Source organism: Acidobacteriota bacterium, from assembly GCA_012729555.1.
Taxonomy (GTDB): Bacteria; Acidobacteriota; UBA6911; order UBA6911; family UBA6911; genus UBA6911.
Genome location: JAAYCX010000066.1, coordinates 1 through 16,784, shown reverse-complemented (window position 1 = coordinate 16,784; position 16,784 = coordinate 1). Strand labels below are relative to the sequence as shown.

The following is a 16,784-nucleotide window of genomic DNA, read 5'->3' as shown; positions in this document are numbered from 1 at the left end:
CGGGGATATCGCCGCGGGGGCGGCGGCCGCCGCCGCGGGCGGACGGGAAGAAAACGGTAGTGCAGGAAACCCCCGCCGTGTCGGCTCCGGCGAGTGGCCGGACGCGCGGCACGGGGGGGAATCCGTTCATGCGGGAATCGGGCTAGGCCTTCCGGCTCCACTCCCGGATCCGGGCGATCTCGTCCGCGGGGATGCCGAGGGATTCCAGGAATTCCTGGTGGGCCTCCGGCTCCATCTTTTCGAACTGCCGGTGCCAGTTCGTCATCTCCTCGTCCTTGAATCCCGCCGCCTGCATGATTTCTACCCAACGCTCCTTGTGGATCATCTCCGCTCCTTGCTGTAAGGGTTTCTGTCCGAGCAGGCGCAGGATCGCGCGCTGCTGCCCGCGGAGTCCGGCGATTTCGCGGTCGAGGGTGCCGAGGCGGCGCTGGAGGATTTCGAGGGGCGCGCGCCCTTCGGGGGCGTCGAGCAGCTCCTTCATCTCCCCGAGCGGGATGCCCATTTTACGGTAGAGGCAGATCCGCTCCAGCCGGCGCACCTGGGCCGGTGAATAGAGGCGGTAGCCGCTCCGGCTCCGCTCCGAGGGCCTGAGCAGGCCCAGGCGGTCATAGTAGAGCAGCGTCGCGCGCGACAGCCCCGATCCCCGGGCCAGCGTCGATATGGTGATCATGTCTCTCTCCGGTCGTTCCCTGCGGCCGCATTATTCCCGACTCCGCGGACGAAGGGAATGCTAAAGTATGAAGGGATAGACGGGTCAAGTTCCCGCCGCATTTTTAGCCCGCATGATTCATGAGGGTACGTCGCGAGGCGGCGCAGGGGGGTGTGGATACAAGGCGCGAGCCGGGAGGGTTCCGCGGGCGTACTGGACGGTACGTCGAGGAATCCGACCAAGCGTAACGCAGTAGACCTGCCCGATGGCACCGACGCAGCAGGAGCTTCATGGATAATGCGGGTTATGAGGTATGGCCGTGCCGCTTTTCATTCTGATCCTCATTCTCCTGATCCTGTTCGGCGCTCGCACCCTCCCCAGGATGGGGCAGGCGCTTGGTGAGAAGGCCCGCAAGCCCGTGCGCCAGGCCCGGTGGATGATGGCGTGGGCTTCGGGCACGGAAGAGGAGGCGCTCGCGGCGGAGAGGGAATATGGGCGGGAATGCGCGCGGGAGTTCGCGGCGCAGTTCCCGGGCGGGGCTTCGGAAGGCGACCGGGAACTGGTGGAATCGATCGGGGCGAAACTCGCCGACGCGGTCGGGGACGGGCGCCGCCGCTTCAGCTTCGGGGCGGTTCGGGGGCCGGTCGCCAACGCCTACGCGCTTCCTGGAGGCTTCGTGTTCATTACGGCGCCGCTGCTCGACCTGTGTGAGAGACGGCGGGACGAGATCGCTTTTTTCCTGGCGCACGAGATCGGGCATGTCATCCGCGGGCATGCGCGGGACCAGTTGACGGCGGGGGCCCTCATCAACGCGGTCGCCCGGCGTCTCTCCGGGGTCGGCCTCCTCCTGCGCGAGGCGCTCGCGAAGGGGTATTCCCGCTCGCTGGAACTCGAGGCCGACCGGGAGGCGGTGCGGCTGGTGCGGGGGGCCGGGTTCGACCCCGGCGCCGCCCGGAGCGCCCTCGGGCGCCTCGCCGGGGTGGCTCCGGACAACTCGGGGCTCGCGGAATATTTCTCCACCCACCCGGCCCTGGACGAACGGATCCGCGCGCTCGAGGTCTGAACCCCGTTTTCCGCCGGCCGCCCGGGTTCTCCCCCCCCGCGCCTGGTCACGCTGGAGCCCGGATCAGACGATGATCGTGTCGAGGACGGCCGATCGTCCCTCCTTCAGCGCGGCGAGCGCGCGAGCGAGCGCCCCCTCCAGTTGCTCCGGCCGGGTCACGGTCTCCCCGAAGGCGCCCAGGGCGCGGGCGACGGCGGCGAAATCGGGGGAGGGGGAGAGAGAAGCGCCGTTGTAGCCCGCGCGCCCGGCGTAGCCGTGGTCCCCCCCATAGGCCTCGAGGTTTTCGGCCACGGCCTGGTATTTCCCGTTGTTGTTGACGATATACAGCACGGGGGCGTCGTATTGGCGCGAGGTCCAGAGCACCGCCTCGGGGTTGGCGAACAGGGTGCAGCCGTCGCCCCCGCTCGCGATGACGGTCTTCCCCGGCGCCGCCATCTTGACCCCCACGGCGCGGGGCCAGGAACTTCCGAGGTTGGCCGCGTACTGCGCGAAGAGGTGCCCCGGGGGGGTGCGGTCCCCCTGGCCGATAGCGGCGATGTCCCACAGGAGCACCGTGTTCTCGTCCGACACCCGGTTGACGCACTCCCGGACCCAGAGGGGGGAGAGGGGGAACGCCCGGCCCGCCCGGCGGATGTCGCGCGCGCGCCGGGCCATGGCTGCGCGGTGCGCCCGCTCGAGCGCCTTTTTCCGTTCCCGGAGGAGGCGTTCGCGCGCGGGGGTGAGATGCCGCTCCATCATCCCGGCCAGCAGCGGCAGGGCCCCGGCCGAGTCGCACGTGATCGGAACGTGCACGGGAAAGCCCCAGAGCGGCTGCTTGAGCCGCACAGGGTCGAGGTCCATCGAAATGATGCGGGCCGTGCCGCGGGGGGGCGCCCCGACCCAGGGGACGTCGTGGTCGATGACGAGGACGCAGTCGCGCCCGGGCAGGTCGGCCGTCGAGCGGGCCCAGTGAACGGCCGGAAAGTTCATGTAGACGTCGGTGGAGCAGACGGGCAGGGCGAAACGCTCCGCCAGGGCGACCAGCGCGGCGACGGCTTCGGGGTGGCGCCCCATTCCCTTGACGAGAACGACGGGGTTGTGCGCCGCGCACAGGAGCCGGGCCGCCTCCTCGAGGGCCGCCGGGTCGGCGGCGGGAGCGGTCGCGGGGGGGAAGTCTTCGGGCCGGTATTGAATCCCGCGCTCCATCCTCGCCGCCATCACCTCGCGCGGCAGGGTGACGTAGACGGGGCCGCACGGTTCGGTCGCGGCGATCCGGAAGGCGCTCCGGACGAGGAGCGACGCGTTCTCGGGCGTCTTCAGTTCGTAGTCCCACTTGGTGTACTGGCGCACGATGCCGGCCTGGTCGTACACCTCCTGCTGCCAGTGGACCGGGACCGATCGCGCGCCGGGGAGTTCGTTCGCCGTGGTCCAGGGGGTGCGCCCCGCCATGACGACGATGCCGGCACCGGCGTGCCAGGCTTCGGGCCAGGCGGCGCCGGCGTTGATGGTGCCGCTGTCGACGTGCAGCAGCACCGCCTGCGGGCGGCGCGTCACTTGGAAATACCCCATGGCCATGTAGAGCGCGGCCGATTCGTGCGGGACGGTGACCAGGTCCGGGGTCTCGAGCCCCAGGGCCTTGAATTTGGCCACCGATTCCATGAAATGGAAGTTATCGGTGCCGCCGCAGAAAAAGATCTTCCGGACGCCGCCCGCGGCGATGGCATGCAGGATCAGCTCGTGCCCCTCGGCGCAGCGCACGGCGGAGGCGAAGGAGGGAAGGGGCTTCCCGGTCTTTTCGGCCATGGTGTCCCGGACCCCTCCGGCGCGCGCGCCGGAGGGGGGTCGGGGGAAGGGGTCAGACCCCTTCCCAGAATTTGCGCGTTTCCCTGAACGGATCCTTCTTCGCCCCGCTGACAACGTCGAAGAGCATGGTCTCGAAGTTTTCGAGCGTAAAGGCGGGCCAGGGGAGCGCGCGGGTGCCGGGGGCGCCGGTGCGGGCGAAGGCGACCCAGGCGCCCATCATCGCCCGGGCCACGGCCAGGGATTCGGGCACCCCCCCCGTGTAGGGGGCCCAGACGGGGTGATCGGCGAGATTGAAGACGAGCGGCAGGTCGAGCGAATGCGGGGTGCGCAGCAGACCGTCGTAGACCGGGGTGCTCCAGGTCAGTTCGTACAGGTAGGCGGGGGTGAGCCCCTGGGCCGTTTTCAGTTCGGCGATCTCGATCGCCGCGCGCCGCCCGCGGTCGCTCGTCATTTCGAAATAGAGGTCCGAGGGGGAGGCGCCGGGCATCAGTTTGCGGTAGAGGGCGACGGCGGCCGCGCCGTTCTGGTCTCCCAGGGTCGACTTCATCCGTGCCTCGAGCCCGGCCTCGTCCAGTTTATAGGCGGCCTCGTCGGCCAGCTGGAACGCCGTCCCCTCCGTCCGCACCGTTCCGATGACGAGCGGGACCGGGCCGGCCAGCGGGTTGGCCGTCGGGTGGAAGGGGTGGCGGGGGATGACGGAGCCGTCGCGCACGGGGGCGTAGCGCCCCCCGCTGCCGGGGCGCTTGGATGCCGCGAAATGGGCCGCCATCAGCCGCTCGAGCGGCACCTTCTGCAGCTCCCGTCCCTGGTCCGGCCGCAGCCCCAGCTCGGCGAAAAGACCGCGCGGGGCCTCGGCCGCCTCGTCGGGGTCCTGGAAGCGGCGCGTGGAGCCGCTCTGCATGGCCGCGCGCTGAAACAGCCCTTCGGCCGAAGGCATCGACAGGAGCGCGGCCACCTTGCCCCCCCCTCCCGACTGGCCGAAGACCAGGACCTTGCCGGGGTCCCCCCCGAAGCGGCGGATATTCTTTTTTACCCACTCGAGCGCCAGGACGATGTCGAGCATGCCCGCGTTTCCGGAGGAGGCGAAATCGGGCCCCGACCCGGCCAGGTGCGCGAAACCGAGGACGTTCAGCCGGTGCGTGACGCTGACGACGACGACATCGCCGGCGCGGGCGAGCGCGGCGCCGTGGTACATCCTCGCCGAGCCCGATCCCTGGGCGTAGCCGCCTCCGTGGCACCAGAACATGACGGGGCGGCGGGCGTTATCGAGCCCGGGGGTGTAGATGGTGAGGTTCAGGCAGTCCTCGGTTTCGACGCTCCCCTCCTCGCTTCCGATCGACATCATCCCGACGAGGGCGGGGATCTTCGGGCGCGGGGCGGGCGCGGGATCGGTCTGGGGCGCGATGGGGCGCTTTTCGGGGTTCTCGCGCACCCCGGCCCAGGGCCTGGCCGGGCGGGGGGGCATGAAGCGCCCGGCGCCGGAGGTGTCCGCGCCGTAGGGGACGCACAGGAAGGTGTAGGCCCCTTCGGCGAAGGAGCCGCGCACCTTCCCGGCCGTGGTCTCCACGACCGGGGCGCCGGCCGCAAAGAGATCCCGGATGAATGCGGGCGCGATCGCCGAGGGCGCGATCGCCGAGGGCGCGAGCGCCGCTGCCGCCGTTATGGCGCCGATCACCTCCCGCCGCGAGAGTGTCACCCCCCCGGTCCTGTTTTCCCTGTCGTTCATGGCACTCCCTCCCCTTTCGGTTCGATCCGCTGGCCGCTCCCCTCCCTCCCATGTCGGGGGACGGCGTCCATCATAGTACAGGAGGGGGATGCATTTCACGCATGTTGCGACTTGCGGCTTTCGCCCCCACGGCGTTAACCTGTACCTGTTTTGCATCCGCTCTGACAAGTTCCATCCGACAACGACCGGGAGCCAGGATCATGGAAGACTTCGAAAAACTCGGCCAGTTCTACCTGGGCAAAAAATACAGCCTCGAAGCCGGGGCCTCGGAAGAGGAGCTGCTGCTGTACGACGCGCGCGACCTGGTGACCCACGGGGTCTGCGTCGGCATGACGGGCAGCGGGAAGACGGGCCTCGGCGTGGCGCTGCTCGAGGAGGCGGCCATCGACAGCATCCCCTCCATCGTGATCGATCCGAAAGGGGACATGGCCAACCTCCTGCTCACCTTCCCCGGCCTCGGCGCGGAGGACTTTCTCCCCTGGGTCCACGCCGACGACGCGGCACGCGCGAACCAGGCGCCGGAAGCGTACGCGGAGTCCCAGGCCGGGCTCTGGAAAAAGGGTCTGGCCGCGTGGGGGCAGGACGGGGAGCGGATCCGCAAGCTTCGGGCTTCGGCGCACTTTGCGGTCTACACCCCCGGGAGCCGGGCGGGGACGCCGGTGGCGCTGCTGGCCGGCTTCAGCCGCCCCGGGCCGGAGGTGCTCGAGGACCGGGAGGCGCTCGCCGACATGATGGTCTCGGCCGCCACGGGGCTGCTCGGGCTGGTCGGCGTGACCGGGGACCCGGTCAGCAGCAGGGAGAACATCCTGGTCTCCAACATCCTCGGGCACCACTGGTCCGAGGGGCGGGACGTTTCGATCGAAACGCTCTTGCGCTCCATCCAGACCCCCCCCTTCGAGCGCCTGGGGGCGTTCGACATCGAATCGTTCTTCCCCGCCAGGGAGCGCTTCGAACTGGCGCTGCGGCTCAACAGCCTGCTGGCCTCCCCCGGGTTCGGGGTGTGGCTCGAGGGGGAGCCGATGGACGTGGGGCGGTTTCTCCACACGCCGGAAGGGAAGCCGAAGGTCTCCATCTTCAGCATCGCCCACCTGGGGGAGAAGGAACGGATGTTCTTCGTGACGCTGCTGCTCAACCAGGTGGTGGCCTGGATGAGGTCGCAGCCGGGGACCACCAGCCTGCGGGCGCTGGTCTACATGGACGAGGTGGCGGGATATCTCCCCCCCGTGGCCAACCCCCCCTCCAAGAAGCCGCTCCTGATCCTCTTCAAGCAGGCGCGCGCCTTCGGGGTGGGGGTGCTGCTGGCGACCCAGAACCCGGTGGATCTCGATTACAAGGCGTTGTCGAACGCCGGGACCTGGTTCATCGGCCGGCTGCAGACGCCGCAGGACATCGATAGGCTCGTCGAGGGGCTGGGCGCGGGGTCGGCCGCGGAGAAGTCGGAGCTGCGGCAGGCCATAGCCGCGCTCGGCAAGCGTGTCTTCCTGATGAAGAACATCCACGAGGAGGCGCCCGCGGTTTTCGAGACCCGCTGGTGCCTGTCCTACCTGAGGGGGCCGCTCACGCTCGGACAGATCAAGCTCCTCGCGCCGACGGCTGCTCCTCACCCGGCGGTACCGGGCGCGGCGGCGGCGCAGACGTCCGCGCCTTCCGCCGAAGAGCCGGCGGCCGCGCGCCCCGCCGTCCCCCCCGAAGTTCCGGAGTTCTTCCTCCCCTTCCATCCCACCCCGGGCGCGGCCCCGGAAGGGGGGGAGGCGTTCTATCTCCCAAAGGTATGCGCCTTCGGCGAGGTGCACTACGGCGCGGGACCGGCCGTGCAGGCGGTCTGCGCCGCCTCCGCGACGGGCGACCTCATCACGGTCGACTGGGCCGCGGCGGAGCCGCTGACGCTCGCCGAGAGCGACCTCGAGAAAGAGCCTTCGAAAGGGGCCGGGTTCGGCCCCCCCTCGCCCGAAGCCCTCAAGCCGGCGAACTACAAGGCCTGGGCCAGGGACTACGCCGATCACCTCTACCGGAACTCGAGCCTGGAGCTGTACCGCAGCGCGGAATTCAAGCTGACGTCCGATCCGGGGGAAAGCGAGGGGGACTTCCGGATCCGGCTCGGGCAGCTGGCGCGGGAACGGCGGGATGAGAAGGCGGACTCCCTGAGGGGCCGATACGGCCCCAAAATCGCGGCGCTCGAGGAGCGGGTGCGCAAGGCGGAGCAGAAGGTGGAAAAGGAGAAGGGGGACGTGCGCCAGGCGGGGGTGCAGACGGCCCTCAACCTGGGGGCCACGCTGCTGGGAGCCTTCCTGGGGCGCAAGAAATGGTCCTCCGGCACGATCGGGCGGGCCTCGACCACCATGCGCTCGGGGATGCGCACGGCGAAGGAGAAGGCCGATATCGCCGCGGCCGAGGAGAACCTGGAGGCGCTGCGGCGGCGGAAGGACTCTCTCGAGGAGGCCTTTGCCGCGGAGCTGGAGGCGCTGGAGGATTCGGCGGACCCGATGCGGCAGGAGGTGCTGCCCGCTCCGCTCAGGCCGCGCAAGGCCGACATCCGGGTCCGGCTGGTGGCCCTGGTCTGGTTCCCCGGCTGGAGGGGGGCCGACGGGCGGTTTGTACCCGCCGGCGGGCGGGAGCGGCCCTGAAAGGGGAAAACGGCGCCAACATTATTTGCATGTTGCGGCCCGAATGGTTACCTTTGTAGGCGGTTTTCCGGGGTTCCGGGGCGTGGTCGACCCGACCTGGCCTCCCCCGGGGATTCCCGTTTTGTAACGTCAGCAGAAGCGGCCGAATGCGGCAGGGGAGAAGCGGGATGACGTCGACCGATCCTAGAGACGACCTTACAGCCATCGCCACCGCCGCCGATCTGCGCGACGCGTGGCCCCTGCTTTCGGCCGAGGAGCGGCATCCGGCGTTCGACCAGCTGCCGCGCACCGAACGGGAGGACTTCTTCATCAGCCTCTCGGCGCGCGAGCAGGCCCGGATGCTGCTGGAATTTCCCCCCCACCGCCGCCGGGTGTGGATGCGGCTCCTCGCCCCGGACGACGCGGTCGACCTCATCCAGGAAGCCCCGCCGGAGGATCGGGAAGGGCTGCTGGAACTGCTGGACGATTTCACCCGCAAGGAGATCCGCGCCCTGCTGGCCTACGCTGAAGACGAAGCGGGCGGACTGATGAACCCCCGGTACGCCCGCGTGCGCGCGGACATGACGGCCGACGAGGCGATCAGCTACCTGCGGCGCCAGACGCGCGAGCACGCCGAGACGGTGCAGTACGTCTACGTGACCGCCCCGGACCGGCGCCTGATGGGGGTCCTCTCCTTTCGCGACCTGTTCGCGGCGCTGCCGGGGACCCCGGTGCGGGACATCATGAACACCGACCTGGTGACCGTGGGGGAGACCGACGACCAGGAGTCGGTCAGCCGGCTTTTCGCCGAATACAACCTGGCGGCCATCCCGGTGGTGGACGGCGAAGGGCGCATGAAGGGGATCGTCACCCTCGACGACATCGTCGATGTCGTGCAGGAAGAGGCGACGGAGGACATCCAGAAATACGGCGGCATGGAGGCCCTGGACGCCCCCTACCTCGATACCGGTTTCTTCAGCATGATCAAGAAGCGGGCCGGGTGGCTGGCCGCCCTCTTCGTCGGGGAGACCTTCACGGCCTCGGCCATGGGGCGTTTCGAGGAGGAGATCGCCCGGGCCGTCGTGCTGGCGCTCTTCATCCCCCTGATCATCTCGAGCGGCGGCAACTCCGGCTCGCAGGCCTCCACCCTGGTCGTGCGCGCCATGGCGCTCGGCGAGATCCGGCTGCGCGACTGGTTCCGGGTGGTGCGGCGGGAGATCGCGTCGGGGCTGACGCTGGGCATGATCCTGGCCGTGGTCGGGTTCGTCCTGATCGTGATCTGGCAGAACCTCTTTCAGACCTATGGCGAGCATTACCTGCTGGTGGCGCTGGTGGTGGCCGTCAGCCTGGTGGGGGTGGTGATGTTCGGGACCGTGATCGGCTCCCTCCTCCCCTTCGTGATGCGGCGGATGGGGTTCGATCCCGCCAGCGCCTCGGCCCCCCTGGTGGCGACGCTGGTGGATGTGACGGGGCTGGTGATCTACTTCACCGCCGCCGCCGTCATCCTGGGGGGGACGCTGCTGTAGGCGCCCGCCTCACCCGCGCCAGTCGGGCGGCAGCGTGCGGACATGGATGTCCCTCTGGGGGAAGGGGAACTCGAGGCCGTGCGCCGCGAACTTTTCGTGGATGCCGAAATTCAGGTCGCTCGTCAGTTTCCCTTTCCTGTGCAGGAGCGAGGAGCTCCACGCGCGCAGTTCGAACTGGAGCCCGTTGTCGCCGAACTCGAGGAAACGGACCCCCGGCTCCGGCTCCTCGAGGACGTCGCGGTTCTCCCGGGCCACCTCGAGCAGCAGCCGTTCCACCAGGCGCGGGTCGCTGCCGTACGCGACGCTCACCCCTATCTTGAACCGTACCTTCCGGTCGGTATAGCTCCAGTTGACGACGTCCTGGGAGATGAAGCTGGAGTTGGGCACGATCACCGAGATGTTGTCGTTGGTCACAACGGTCGTGGCGCGCGCGCCGATCGAGATCACCTCCCCCTCCACCTCGCCCACCTCGATCCGGTCCCCCGCCTTGATCGGCCGCTCGAACAGGATGATCAGGCCGCTGATGAAGTTGTTGGCGATGTTCTGCAGCCCGAAGCCGACGCCGATCCCCACGGCGCCGGCCAGGATGCTGAGCGCCGTGAGGTCGATCCCCGCCGTCTGCAGGATGACGAAAAAGCCGATCACGATGACGAGGTAGCGGGCGATCGCCCCGACCGATTTGCGCACCCCGGGATCGAGGTTGCTGCGGACCAGGATCCGGTTGGCGAGCCAGAAGCGGATCTTTTTCGCGAGGAAGAGGAGGAGCAGGAAGAGAAGGATCAGGTAGAGGATCGACCAGAGTGTCAGCTGGGTGGAGCCGGTCTTGAACAGGGGGAAATCCAGGATGTCCCGGGCCGAGGCGATGACGCGCTGAAGGCTTTCCATGAGAAGGTCTCCGTCAGAAGGGCCAGAACCTGGGAATGAGCAGCGTGGCCAGGATCCAGAACAGGACGTTGAGCGGGGCTCCCACCCGCATGAAGTCGGTGAACTTGTACTGCCCGGCGGCGTAGATCATGGTGTTGGTCTGGTAGCCCACGGGGGTCATGAAGCTGGCCGAGGCGGCGAAGGCGATGGCGAAGAGGAAGGGGCGCGCGTCGACCCCGAGCGCGCCCGCCCCGGCAATGGCCACCGGCACCAGGAGCGCGGCCGTGGCGTTGTTCGACATCATTTCGGTCAGGAGCGAAGTCAGCAGGTACAGGGCGGACAGCATCGCCACGGGGCCCAGCCTCCCCACCGTGTCGACCAGGAGGTTCCCGATGAGGGCGGCCATCCCCGATTTTTCCAGAGCCATCCCCAGCGTCAGCACCCCGGCCAGCAGGAAGATGATCTTCCAGTCGATGGAGTCGTAGGCTTCCTCGAGGCTCAGACACCGCGTCAGGACCATCAGGGCGGCGCCGATGACGGCGGCCACGACGATGGGGAGGAGCCCCACGGAGGCGCTCGCGATCACGCCGGCGATGATGAGGAGGGCGGTCGCGATCTTGCTCCTGCGGTAGCGCGGGACAGGGGCCTCGGACACCATCACGAAGGCCCGGTTGCGCCGCAGCCTTTCGTACCCCTCGTGGTCCACCTCCACCAGGAGGGCGTCCCCCGCCCGCAGCGGGACCGAGTTCATGTTCTCGCGCAGCACCTTCCCCCCGCCGCGGCGCAGGGCCAGGACGATGGCGCCGAAGGAGATCCGGAACTGGATCTTCTTGAGCGAACGGCCGACCAGGATGGAGTTCGGGGCCACCACCGCCTCGGCCAGCATGAGGTCCTCGCTCCGGAGGTCCCGCTCGCGCAGCTGCATCTGCGACTTGATCGATACCCCCTCCCGCTCCTCCAGCTTCTTGATCTTGCCGATGTTGCAGCGGACCAGCAGTTCGTCCCCCCCAAGGATGACGGTGTCGGCGTGCGGCAGCCCGAGGGAGACGCCGTTGCGCCGCATCCCGACGATGGTGATGTCCAGGTCCTTCACGATCGGGGCCTCGCGGAGGGGCTTCCCCACGCTCTTGGCGTCGGTATGGAGCACGATCTCGGTCAGGTAGTCCTTCATCGCGAAGTCGGCCGTGAGGTCCTCCCCCCCCCGGCGGTTGGGGATCAGCCGGATTCCGAAAGTGAACATGTAGAGGCTCCCGGCGGCGAAGAAGACCAGGCCGAGGGGGGCGAACTCCAGCATGCCCAGGGGGCGCTGCCCGTGAGCGGCGGCCAGGGAGCCGACCAGGATGTTGGTCGAGGTGCCGATCAGGGTGCAGGTGCCGCCGAACATGGAGGCGAAGGACAGGGGCATCAGGAGCTTGGAGGGGCTGGTACCCCCTTCCCGGGCCATGGTCATCACGATCGGGATGAATACGGCCACGGCCGGGGTGTTGTTGACGAAGGCCGAAATCAGCCCGATGGGGATCATGATGATGGCCAGGCTGAGCCAGAAACTCTTCTTGCTCAGGACGGCCAGCCGGTCGCCGAGCGAGTTCACCGCCCCGGTGCGCAGCAATCCGGCGCTGAGAACGAACATCGCCCCCACGGTCACCGTCGCGGGGTTGCTGAAGCCCGCGATCCCCTCCTCGGGGGTGATGACGCCCGAGAGGAGGAGGAGGCTCATGAGGAGGATGGCGGACAGGTCGACTGGGAGCTTCTCGGTGGCGAACAGGTAGACGGCCAGTACAACGGCGGCCGTGGCGATCATCATTTCCGGCGTCATAGGTTCCGTTCCCCGGCATCGGTGACGCGGTTCCGGGTCCGGCCCAGCCATGGCGGCGGGGGCGCGCTCCCGGACTCGAGGTGTCTTTCGGCGGCCGCCGCGATGCGCTCCATCCACGCGATGGTCTCCACCGGGTAGTCCCCCATGGCCGTCTCCTCCGACAGCATGACGGCGCTGGTGCCGTCGAGCACCGCGTTGGCGACATCGGCGACGTCGCTGCGGGCCGGCCGGGGGCTGTGCATCATCGACTCCATCATCTGGGTGGCGGTGATGCCCGTCCGTCCGGCCCGGCGGCACCGGCGGAGCAGGTCCTTCTGGATGAAGGGGATCTCCTCGAGCGGCAGCTGCAGCCCGAGGTCCCCCCGGGCCACCATGATCCCGTCGGAAGCCTCGAGCAGGGCGGGGAAGGCCGAGAGGGCTTCCTGCCGTTCGATCTTCGCGATCACCCGGAGCTTTTTTCCCAGGCCGGCGCCGAATGCGCGCAGGCGGGCGATTTCCGCGGGGTGCGCCGCAAAGGAGACCCCGAAGGAGTCGAGCCCCTGCGACAGTCCGAACCGGGCCCATTCCAGGTCGGCTTCGGTGACCGCATCGACCCACATCGGCGCTCCCGGGATGCTGAACCCCTTCCGGGAAAAGAGTTCCCCCCCCGCCACGACCTCGCACACCGCTTCCCCCTCGCGCGGAACGTCGAGGACCACGAGCTGCATGAAGCCGTCCGCGAGGAACACCCGGCTCCCCTTGCCGAGGCTGTCGGTGAGGCGCGGATAGTGGACCGGAAGGATCCGGGCCGTCCCGGGGATGTCGCGCACGGTCAGGCGCACCCGGCTCCCCTTTTTGAGGAGGGTGGGGTTTTTCTCCAGGTCCCCGATCCTGATTTTGGGGCCGGGGAGATCGGCGATAATCCTTTCCGGTTTGCCCGCCTCCCCGAAGGCCCGGCGGAGGCTGCGGATCAGCCGGCGGTGCTCGGCGGCGGTTCCATGCGAGAAGTTCAGGCGCGCCACATCCATCCCGGCCTCGAGCATGCGCCTCTGCACGGCCATCGTGCGGCTCCGGGGGCCGATGGTGGCGATAATCAGGGTGCGCCGAACCGTGGTCATGTTCCCTCCAGATCCCTCCGCCTCAGAATAAACCACAGAATCGGAACAACAGAAACGGAAAAGAGCGTCGGGCTATTCGGCCGCGGACGGCAGCACGGCTGCCGCGGTCTCCTCGGGCGGGAGGTCGGGAAGGAAGGTGTCCCTCCGGCGGAACCATTCGAAGACGGCCAGGGCCGCCGCGGCCGCACCGGCCCCGGCCGCGACCGAAAAGCCGTGGGGGAGGCGGAGCCCCTCGGGCGCCATCAGGATATAGGAGGTGATCACCGCCGTCATGAACAGCGCCGGGACCAGGGTGACGACCCAGGCCTTCTTCGCCCCCGCGAGATAGACCGTGATGGTCCAGAGCACCACCGTGGCCAGCGTCTGGTTCGCCCAGGCGAAGTAGCGCCATATGACCGCGAAGTCGATCTGGGTGAGGGCGTACCCGGCGGCGAAGAGCGGGAGGCTGACGAGGAGCCGGTTGCGGATGCTCCCCTGTTTGAAACGGAGGAAGTCGGCCACGATCAGCCGGGCCCCGCGGAACGCCGTGTCCCCTGAGGTGATCGGGGCGGCGACCACCCCGAGCAGCGCGAGGAGCGCGCCGAAGTTTCCCAGGAGGGTGTGGGAGACCTGGTTGACCACCACGGCCGCGTTCCCCTGGTTGGCCACCATCGCCTGGTTCAGTTCCCGGACCCCGCCGAAGAAACTCATGCCGATGGCGGCCCAGATCATGGCGACCACCGCCTCGGTGATCATGGCGCCGTAGAACACCCTCCGCCCGTAGCGTTCGCTGGTGATGCAGCGCGCCATCAGGGGCGACTGGGTGGCGTGGAAGCCGGAAACGGCGCCGCAGGCGATGGTGATGAACATCATCGGGAACAGGGGGAAACTCCCGGGGTTGTTGTGAAAATTCCTGAAGTTTCCGAGGCTCAGCTCCGGGATCGGCATCCCCTTGACGAAGAGGGCGATGATGAGGGCGAAGGCCATGAAGAAGAGGGCGAAGCCGAACAGGGGGTAGAGGCGGCCGATGATCTTGTCGATCGGGAGCATGGTCGCCAGGATGTAGTAGAGGAAAACGATCCACACCCAGAAGGTCATGGTGCCCAATCCCGGCGTCATGCCGGCCAGGATCTGGGCGGGGCCCGTGATGAAGACGGCGCCCACGATCACCATCAGGACGACGGTGAAACCCCGCATGCACTGCCTGGCCACCGGCCCGAGATAGATGCCGACGATTTCGGTGATACTCAACCCCCGGTGCTTGATCGAGAGCATCCCGGCGAAATAGTCGTGCACGGCGCCCGCGAAAATGGAGCCGAGGATGATCCAGAGGAAGGCGACGGGGCCCCACAGGGCCCCGGAGACGGCGCCGAAAATCGGGCCGAGGCCGGCGATATTCAGAAACTGGATGAGGAACACCCGCCACCATGGGAGCGGAAGGTAGTCGACCCCGTCGGCCATCGTGGCGGCCGGGGTGGGGCGCGCGCTGTCGGCCCCGGCCAGCCGTTCGATGAAGCGCGAGTAGAGAACGTAGCCCAGGAGGAGCAGGACGATGCCGGTGACGAGCGTTATCATGGCGGAGAGCCCTCGTTTTTTGAATCAGGCCGTGAACCCGGTATTTTCCCCGACCCCGCGTCCAAATGCAACCCTCGGCATTGCGGTTGACAACCCGCCCCGCCTCCTCTATTTATTGGAGCGCCACCCGAAAGAAAGGTGAAAGGATCCGCCATGCCCCACTTTCCCCACTTTCCCCACTTCCCGATGAAGCCCAGGAACGCCCCCCCCCGAATCATCGGTGTCGGATCGGCCCTGATGGACATCCTCCTCTTCGAGAGCGACCGTTTCCTGGCCGATCACGGCGTCACCAAGGGGGGGATGCAGCTCGTCGGCCCGGGCCGGGCGGACCAGCTCCTGGCGGCGTCCCCGAACCTGCCCAGGATGGTGCCCGGCGGCTCCGCCTGCAACACCACCATCGGCCTGGGGCGCCTCGGCGCCCGGGCGGAGTTCGTGGGGACGAGGGGGGACGACGAGGTCGGGCGGATCCTGGAGGCGGCGCTGCTCGCCAATAACGTGACGCCGCGCCTGGAGACGGTGGCGACCCCCACGGGGCGGGTGCTCTCGATCGTGACCCCCGACGCCGAACGCTCCATGCTGACCTGCCTGGGCGCGTCTTCCGAGATGTCCCCGCGGGTGTTCACCCCCGGGCTGTTCGCCGGGGCCGACCTTGTGCACGTGGAGGGGTACCTCCTGTTCAACGAGGCTCTCATCCGCTCCGCACTGGAAGCGGCGCGGGAGGCCGGGGTTCCGGTCTCGCTGGATCTGGCCAGCTTCACCGTGGTGGACGCCAATCCCTCCCTGGTTCGCGCCCTGGTGCGGGAGTACGTCGACGTGCTCCTGGCCAACGAGGACGAGGCCCGCAGCTACACGGGCGGGCGGGAGGAACTGGAGGCGCTCGGGGCCCTGGCCGCGGACGCCGAATGCGCCGCCCTCAAAGTGGGGGGGAGGGGGAGCTACGTCAGCCTGGGCGGGGAAACGACCGTGATCCTTCCCTGCGGGGAGTGCGGGGTGGTCGACACCACCGGCGCGGGGGACCTCTGGGCTGCGGGGTTCCTCTTCGGGCTCACCTCCGGCCTCCCGGTCGGGGAGTGCGGGCGGATCGCGTCGATGTGCGGGTACGAGGTGTGCCGGGTCGAGGGCGCCCACATTCACGATGACGGGTGGGGGCGGATCCTGTCGGTCATCGGCCGGTAGCTATTCCAGTTCGACGAGCACCTGCCCCTTGGAGACCTTGTCGCCCGCCTTGACCCGGACGGCCTTGACCGCCCCGGCGATCGGCGCGCAGATCCGGTTGAGCATCTTCATCGCTTCGAGCGTCAGGAGCTCCTCCCCCTGGCGGACGGGTTGCCCCTTGCGGGCGGAGATTTCGGCCACGACCCCGGGGATGACGGCCTTGATGACGCGCGGGTCCTGCCTCTCGAACAGGCGCCGCTTTTCGAATTTCCGGGTCAGCCGGGTTTCATAGACCCCGTTTTCCAGCGCGAGCTGGCCGAGCTTGTCCTGTCCCATCACACCCACACTCCTTCCTAGAACGGCGGGATCCCGTGCTTGCGCTCGGGCCGGGTCTCCTGCTTGTCGCGCGTGAGCCTGAGCGCGTGGACGATGTAGCCGCGGGTCTCCTCCGGCGCGATCACCGCGTCGACGTAGCCGCTGGAGGCCGCCACGTAGGGGTTGGCGAACTTGTCGGTGTACTCCTTGACCTTCTGCCGGCGCGTCTCCTCCGGGTTCTTGGACCCCTGGATCTCGCTGCGGAAGATGATGTTGGCCGCGCCCTCGGGGCCCATGACGGCGATTTCGGCCGTGGGCCAGGCGAAGACGAAGTCCGCGCGCAGGTGGTGGCTGCACATGGCGATGTAGCCTCCGCCGTAGGCTTTGCGCAGGATCACGGTGATCTTGGGGACCGTGGCCTCGCTGTAGGCGTACAGCACCTTGGCGCCGTGGCGGATCACGCCGCCATGCTCCTGGTCGGACCCCGGGAGGTAGCCCGGGATGTCGACCAGGGTCAGGAGCGGGATGTTGAAGGCGTCGCAGAAGCGGATGAAGCGGGCGATCTTGTCGGAGGCGTCGATGTCGAGCACCCCGGCCAGCACCAGCGCCTGGTTGCCGATGATGCCGACGGTCT

13 protein-coding genes are annotated in these 16,784 nt (G+C 68.5%); 4 read left to right on the top strand and 9 right to left on the bottom strand.

All coding sequences use genetic code 11. The annotated features are described in order from the left end of the window. Positions 1 to 142: 142 nt before the first annotated feature. Positions 143 to 670, bottom strand: coding sequence for a MerR family transcriptional regulator (locus GXY47_12700; protein ID NLV32001.1), 528 nt, complete (start codon positions 668 to 670; stop codon positions 143 to 145). 298 nt (positions 671 to 968) lie between these two features. Between GXY47_12700 and GXY47_12695 the strand changes: the two genes are divergently transcribed. Then, entirely contained in the window at positions 969 to 1,712 is a 744-nt protein-coding gene (locus GXY47_12695) for a M48 family metalloprotease (protein ID NLV32000.1), read from the top strand. A gap of 63 nt (positions 1,713 to 1,775) precedes the next feature. Here GXY47_12695 and GXY47_12690 read toward each other — a convergent pair whose 3' ends face one another. Together GXY47_12690 and GXY47_12685 are read right to left on the bottom strand one after the other, a co-directional pair. Beyond that, a complete protein-coding gene (locus GXY47_12690) occupies positions 1,776 to 3,494 on the bottom strand; it encodes a thiamine pyrophosphate-requiring protein (protein ID NLV31999.1) in 1,719 nt (572 codons plus the stop codon). A 52-nt stretch (positions 3,495 to 3,546) separates the two neighbouring features. Beyond that, positions 3,547 to 5,220, bottom strand: a complete 1,674-nt coding sequence (locus GXY47_12685; protein ID NLV31998.1) for a carboxylesterase/lipase family protein — start codon at positions 5,218 to 5,220, stop codon at positions 3,547 to 3,549. Between the two features lie 200 nt (positions 5,221 to 5,420). On the opposite strand from GXY47_12685, the gene GXY47_12680 reads away from it, so the two are divergent. Both GXY47_12680 and mgtE read left to right on the top strand, forming a co-directional pair. Then, positions 5,421 to 7,844: an ATP-binding protein gene (locus GXY47_12680; protein ID NLV31997.1), complete on the top strand. Its 2,424-nt coding sequence runs from the start codon at positions 5,421 to 5,423 to the stop codon at positions 7,842 to 7,844. A gap of 167 nt (positions 7,845 to 8,011) precedes the next feature. After that, the gene (gene mgtE, locus GXY47_12675; protein NLV31996.1) at positions 8,012 to 9,349 is read left to right on the top strand and encodes a magnesium transporter; all 1,338 of its coding nucleotides are present in this window, start codon (positions 8,012 to 8,014) and stop codon (positions 9,347 to 9,349) included. Between the two features lie 9 nt (positions 9,350 to 9,358). Here mgtE and GXY47_12670 read toward each other — a convergent pair whose 3' ends face one another. The 4 genes from GXY47_12670 to GXY47_12655 all read right to left on the bottom strand — a co-directional run bounded on the left by GXY47_12670 (position 9,359) and on the right by GXY47_12655 (position 14,680). Further along, positions 9,359 to 10,234, bottom strand: coding sequence for a mechanosensitive ion channel (locus tag GXY47_12670; GenBank protein NLV31995.1), 876 nt, complete (start codon positions 10,232 to 10,234; stop codon positions 9,359 to 9,361). Between the two features lie 13 nt (positions 10,235 to 10,247). Next, entirely contained in the window at positions 10,248 to 12,029 is a 1,782-nt protein-coding gene (locus GXY47_12665; protein ID NLV31994.1) for an SLC13 family permease, read from the bottom strand. Further along, the gene (pyk, locus tag GXY47_12660; GenBank protein NLV31993.1) at positions 12,026 to 13,126 is read right to left on the bottom strand and encodes a pyruvate kinase; all 1,101 of its coding nucleotides are present in this window, start codon (positions 13,124 to 13,126) and stop codon (positions 12,026 to 12,028) included. The genes GXY47_12665 and pyk overlap by 4 nt, the downstream gene beginning before the upstream one ends. 72 nt (positions 13,127 to 13,198) lie before the next feature. Further along, positions 13,199 to 14,680 (bottom strand): carbon starvation protein A, encoded by a 1,482-nt coding sequence (locus GXY47_12655; GenBank protein NLV31992.1) that lies wholly within the window; start codon positions 14,678 to 14,680, stop codon positions 13,199 to 13,201. A gap of 186 nt (positions 14,681 to 14,866) precedes the next feature. Between GXY47_12655 and GXY47_12650 the strand changes: the two genes are divergently transcribed. After that, positions 14,867 to 15,856, top strand: a complete 990-nt coding sequence (locus tag GXY47_12650) for an adenosine kinase (GenBank protein ID NLV31991.1) — start codon at positions 14,867 to 14,869, stop codon at positions 15,854 to 15,856. Here GXY47_12650 and GXY47_12645 read toward each other — a convergent pair whose 3' ends face one another. After that, the gene (locus GXY47_12645; protein NLV31990.1) at positions 15,857 to 16,171 is read right to left on the bottom strand and encodes an acetyl-CoA carboxylase biotin carboxyl carrier protein subunit; all 315 of its coding nucleotides are present in this window, start codon (positions 16,169 to 16,171) and stop codon (positions 15,857 to 15,859) included. A 17-nt stretch (positions 16,172 to 16,188) separates the two neighbouring features. Next, positions 16,189 to 16,784: methylmalonyl-CoA carboxyltransferase (locus GXY47_12640; GenBank protein NLV31989.1), on the bottom strand; the 596-nt coding region annotated here is incomplete at its 5' end.

Excerpts from the sequence above, each read along its gene's own strand:
- GXY47_12700 (NLV32001.1), bottom strand. The coding sequence starts at position 670 with ATGATCACCATATCGACGCTGGCCCGGGGATCGGGGCTGTCGCGCGCG.
- GXY47_12690 (NLV31999.1), bottom strand. The coding sequence starts at position 3,494 with ATGGCCGAAAAGACCGGGAAGCCCCTTCCCTCCTTCGCCTCCGCCGTG.
- GXY47_12685 (NLV31998.1), bottom strand. The coding sequence starts at position 5,220 with ATGAACGACAGGGAAAACAGGACCGGGGGGGTGACACTCTCGCGGCGG.
- GXY47_12680 (NLV31997.1), top strand. The coding sequence starts at position 5,421 with ATGGAAGACTTCGAAAAACTCGGCCAGTTCTACCTGGGCAAAAAATAC.
- mgtE (NLV31996.1), top strand. The coding sequence starts at position 8,012 with ATGACGTCGACCGATCCTAGAGACGACCTTACAGCCATCGCCACCGCC.
- GXY47_12670 (NLV31995.1), bottom strand. The coding sequence starts at position 10,234 with ATGGAAAGCCTTCAGCGCGTCATCGCCTCGGCCCGGGACATCCTGGAT.
- GXY47_12665 (NLV31994.1), bottom strand. The coding sequence starts at position 12,029 with ATGACGCCGGAAATGATGATCGCCACGGCCGCCGTTGTACTGGCCGTC.
- pyk (NLV31993.1), bottom strand. The coding sequence starts at position 13,126 with ATGACCACGGTTCGGCGCACCCTGATTATCGCCACCATCGGCCCCCGG.
- GXY47_12655 (NLV31992.1), bottom strand. The coding sequence starts at position 14,680 with ATGATAACGCTCGTCACCGGCATCGTCCTGCTCCTCCTGGGCTACGTT.
- GXY47_12650 (NLV31991.1), top strand. The coding sequence starts at position 14,867 with ATGAAGCCCAGGAACGCCCCCCCCCGAATCATCGGTGTCGGATCGGCC.
- GXY47_12645 (NLV31990.1), bottom strand. The coding sequence starts at position 16,171 with ATGGGACAGGACAAGCTCGGCCAGCTCGCGCTGGAAAACGGGGTCTAT.